At 63.6% G+C, this 3776-nt stretch carries 4 protein-coding genes; all 4 read left to right on the forward strand.

The genetic code is table 11. The features are described 5' to 3' along the window. Positions 1 to 771 (forward strand): LysR substrate-binding domain-containing protein (locus EN935_RS26010; RefSeq protein ID WP_127373751.1); only part of this gene is annotated, 771 nt, incomplete at its 5' end. Between the two features lie 119 nt (positions 772 to 890). Then, a complete protein-coding gene (locus tag EN935_RS26015; protein WP_109662547.1) occupies positions 891 to 1985 on the forward strand; it encodes an ABC transporter ATP-binding protein in 1095 nt (364 codons plus the stop codon). Positions 1986 to 2054: 69 nt separating this feature from the next. Continuing rightward, positions 2055 to 3170, forward strand: coding sequence for an ABC transporter substrate-binding protein (locus tag EN935_RS26020; RefSeq protein WP_109662550.1), 1116 nt, complete (start codon positions 2055 to 2057; stop codon positions 3168 to 3170). Positions 3171 to 3198: 28 nt separating this feature from the next. Further along, a partial coding sequence (locus EN935_RS26025; protein WP_127373752.1) for an ABC transporter permease occupies positions 3199 to 3776 on the forward strand: 578 nt, incomplete at its 3' end.

Below are 3776 nucleotides of genomic sequence, written 5' to 3' on the forward strand. Positions count from 1 at the left end.
GAGCGCGACCTCGGCTTCGACCTGCTCGAACGCATCGGCAAGGGCGTGGCGCTGACGCCGCGCGGCCAGCGCTACGCCAGCGATGTCCGCAAGGCATTGACCGTGCTGGGCGATGCGGTGACGCGCGATGCCGGCACCGGCGTCGGCGGCTCGTTCGCCGTCAGTTGCACTCCCGGCTTCGCCTCGTTGTTCCTGTGTACCCATATCGGCGAGTTCCGGCAGATGTACCCCGATGTCGCGCTGCGCATCCTGACGCCACGCCGGCTCGACGATGTCAGCAATGCCGAGGCCGATGCCTTCATTGCGTTTGGTGTCGGCAATTGGCCGAATCGGGCGGTCGAACCGCTCTGCGAAATCTCGTTCACACCGCTTTGCAGCCCGACGCTGCTGAACAAGGTCGGTGGCTTTTCGAGGCCGTCGGACGTGCTGCGCGCCAATCTGCTGCATCTCGATGACACCGAGGATTGGGCGCGCTGGCTTGCCCTGTCCAAGGTGGAAAACCCTGACACGGAGGGTGGCATCTTCTTTTCCGACATGAACCTGGTCTTTTCGGCGGCGATTGCCGGCCAGGGCATCGCCATGGGCGACGAGTTGACCAGCCGTCGGGCGCTGAGCGAAGGCCGGCTGGTTAGGCCGTTCGACATCGCGATCAAGTCGCCGCGCTCCTATTTCCTGGTCTCCGAACACGCCAAGGCTTCGCATCCGGTGCTGGAAGCGTTCGCGGGATGGCTGAGGTCGAAGCTATCGGAGAACCGCATTCTGCCGTATTGAGGGCATAGCGGGCCAGTCCGCCATAGATGAATCAAATTTGCCGATCACGCGAAAACTATTCGGTTGCGGTGAGCCGGCACCCTGCCTACGATTTCGATAAGCGTTAGGGAAAGGGCAGTATGCAGCAACCCGGCCGTGCCGCAGAGATCAAGGCAATCGGGATCGGCAAGAGCTTCGGCTCGTTCCGTGCGCTGGACAATCTGTCGCTCGACATCGGCCGTGGCGAGTTCCTGACCCTGCTCGGGCCGTCCGGTTCGGGCAAGACCACCTTCCTGATGATCCTTGCCGGTTTCGTGCAGCCGACTGAGGGCAAGCTGTTCAGCGACGGCGTCGACATTACCGACCGGCCGGCCGAGCAACGCGCCGCCGGTATGGTCTTCCAGGGCTACGCGCTGTTTCCGCATATGAGCGTCGAAGCCAACATCGCCTTCCCACTTAAGGTGCGCAAGAAATCGGCGGCCGACATCAAGCGCCGGGTCGGCGAGATGATCGAGCGCGTCGGCCTCAAGGGCCACGAGAAAAAACTGCCGGCGCAGCTGTCAGGCGGCCAGCAGCAGCGCGTGGCGCTGGCGCGCGCGCTGGTGTTCGAGCCGGGCGTGCTGTTGCTCGATGAGCCGTTTTCCGCGCTCGACAAGGGCCTGCGCGGCCAGATGCAGGCCGAGATGAAGCGGCTGCACCAGGAGACTGGCACCACCTTCGTCTTCGTCACCCACGACCAGAGCGAGGCGCTGGCGCTGTCGTCGCGCGTCGCCATCTTCAATCACGGCAAACTGCTGCAGGTCGGAGCGCCCGACGAGGTCTACGACCGGCCGGACAACCGCTTCGTCGCCGAGTTCCTCGGCGAGATCAACATGCTGCCGCTGAAGGGCGTGCGCCCGTCCGGCAATGGCTCGACCGGCCTCTGCGAAGACCGCACGATCAGCATGGGCTGCAAGGCCGAACTGGTGCGCGGCGATGCAATCCTGGCGATCCGGCCCGAATACATGTCGATATCGGGCGAGGCGGCAGACGGCGAGAACGGCATTGCCGCGACCGCGACAAACTCCACCTATCTCGGCGCGGCGACGCGGCTTGACCTGACGACGCGGCAAGGCGCCAAGGTCACGGTCTCGGTGCCCAACGAGGTAGCGGCCGCAGCGCTCAGCAAGGGCAATTCCGTCTGGCTCACCTGGCCGGCGGAAAAGGGTTTCCTCCTTCCGCGTGGAGGACAATGACCAACGGTGCGGCGAGACACGCGCACCACCGTTTTCCAGTATTATCAACGACAAAAAAGGGGAACTGACATGACACATAATACTAAAAAACAAGCCATCGAGAGCCTGTCCGTCAGGGCAGGTCGCGGCGAGATCTCGCGCCGGCAGTTCACGCAGCTGGCGGCGCTCGTGCTGGCCGGCACGCCGATGCTGCTGCGCTCGACCGGTGCCTTTGCCGCTGCCAAGGAACTGGTGCTGGTCAACTGGGGCGGTGACGCCATCACCGCCTATGATGCGGCCTATGGCCAAGCCTTCACTAAGGACACCGGCATCACCGTCAAGATGGACGGTTCGGGCCCGACCGAAGGCGCCATCGCCGCGCAGTTCAAGAGCGGCGCGCCGACCTGGGACCTCGTCGACGTCGACCCATTCTCAGCCATCACGCTCGGCGCCCAAGGGGCGCTCGAGCCGATCGACTATGCGATCGTCGACAAGAAGAAGATGCGCGAGGGCTTTGGCTGGGAATACGCTGCCTCGACCTATTTCTTCTCCTATGTCATCGCCTATGATTCCGAGAAGTACGGCAAGGACGCGCCGACCGGTATGGCCGATTTCTTCGACGTGAAGAAATTCCCCGGCAAGCGCTCTCTCTACAAATGGGGCGTGTCGAGCTGGGAGGCCGCCCTGCTGGCCGACGGCATCGCGCCGGCTTCGCTCTACCCGCTCGATCTCAAGCGCGCGCATGACAAGATCGCCGCCTTCAAGGAAAACGTCGTTGCCTATTGGGGTGGCGGCGCCGAGAGCCAGAGCGTGCTGCTCAATGGCGAGGCCTCTATGGCGATCGTCTGGTCGACCCGCGCTTCGCTGATCGAGCAGGACTCGGGCGGCAAGATCAAGTTCATCTGGGACCAGGGCCTGATCTCGCCCGGCGCGCTCGCCGTGCTCAAGAATAACCCCGGCGGCAAGGATGCGGCGATGAAGTTCATCGCCAGCGCCCAGGATCCGCAAAAGCAGCTGGTCATGTTCGACAAGCTCGGCCAGGGTCCTGCAAACCCGGCCGCCGACGCGCTGATCCCCGCCGACAAGAAGCGCATCAACCCGGTCGACCCCGAGAACATGAAGAAACAGATCGCGCTCGACATGGACTGGTACGCCAAGAATTACGGGCCGGCGCTCGACGAATACACCAAGATCATCTCGGCCTGACCACCACGGCCGGGATAATCTGGTTCGAATGAGATCCTATCTCTCCGACAGGATGGGCGCGGCGCTGTTGATGGCGCCGCTGCTCCTGTTTCTCGTCGTGGCCTATGCTTGGCCGTTCCTCGGCGTCGTCAAATGGAGCTTTACGCTGCCGACGCCCGGGCTCGGACAGTATGAGGCGCTGCTCACCGACGATCTGGTACAGTCGGTGTTCATCCGCACGCTGCGCATCGCGGCGGTCGTCACCGTAGTTTCGGTGGCCGCTGCATACGCCATCACCGTCGTCTGGGTGCGTGGAACTCCTGCACAGCGCCTGATCGCCGAGTTCTGCATTCTCGTTCCCTTCTGGATTTCCGTGCTGACCCGTGCCTTCGGCTGGGTGGCGCTGTTGTCCAACCGCGGCTTGATCAACACCTGGCTGCAGGCGATCGGCTTCACTTCCGAACCGCTGGCGCTGGTGCGCAACGAATTCGGCGTCATCGTCGGCATGACGCATTTCCTCATTCCTTTCGCCGTCTTCCCGCTGGCATCGGCCATGCGCAGCCTCGACGATCGCGTGCTCTTGGCCGCGCGTGGGCTCGGCTCCAGCCGCATGCGCACCTTTTGGAC

Source organism: Mesorhizobium sp. M7D.F.Ca.US.004.03.1.1 (genome assembly GCF_003998635.1).
Lineage (GTDB): Bacteria > Pseudomonadota > Alphaproteobacteria > Rhizobiales > Rhizobiaceae > Mesorhizobium > Mesorhizobium loti.

Bases quoted from the DNA above. Each gene is read 5' to 3' on its own strand.
- EN935_RS26015 (WP_109662547.1), top strand. From the start codon at position 891: ATGCAGCAACCCGGCCGTGCCGCAGAGATCAAGGCAATCGGGATCGGC.
- EN935_RS26020 (WP_109662550.1), top strand. From the start codon at position 2,055: ATGACACATAATACTAAAAAACAAGCCATCGAGAGCCTGTCCGTCAGG.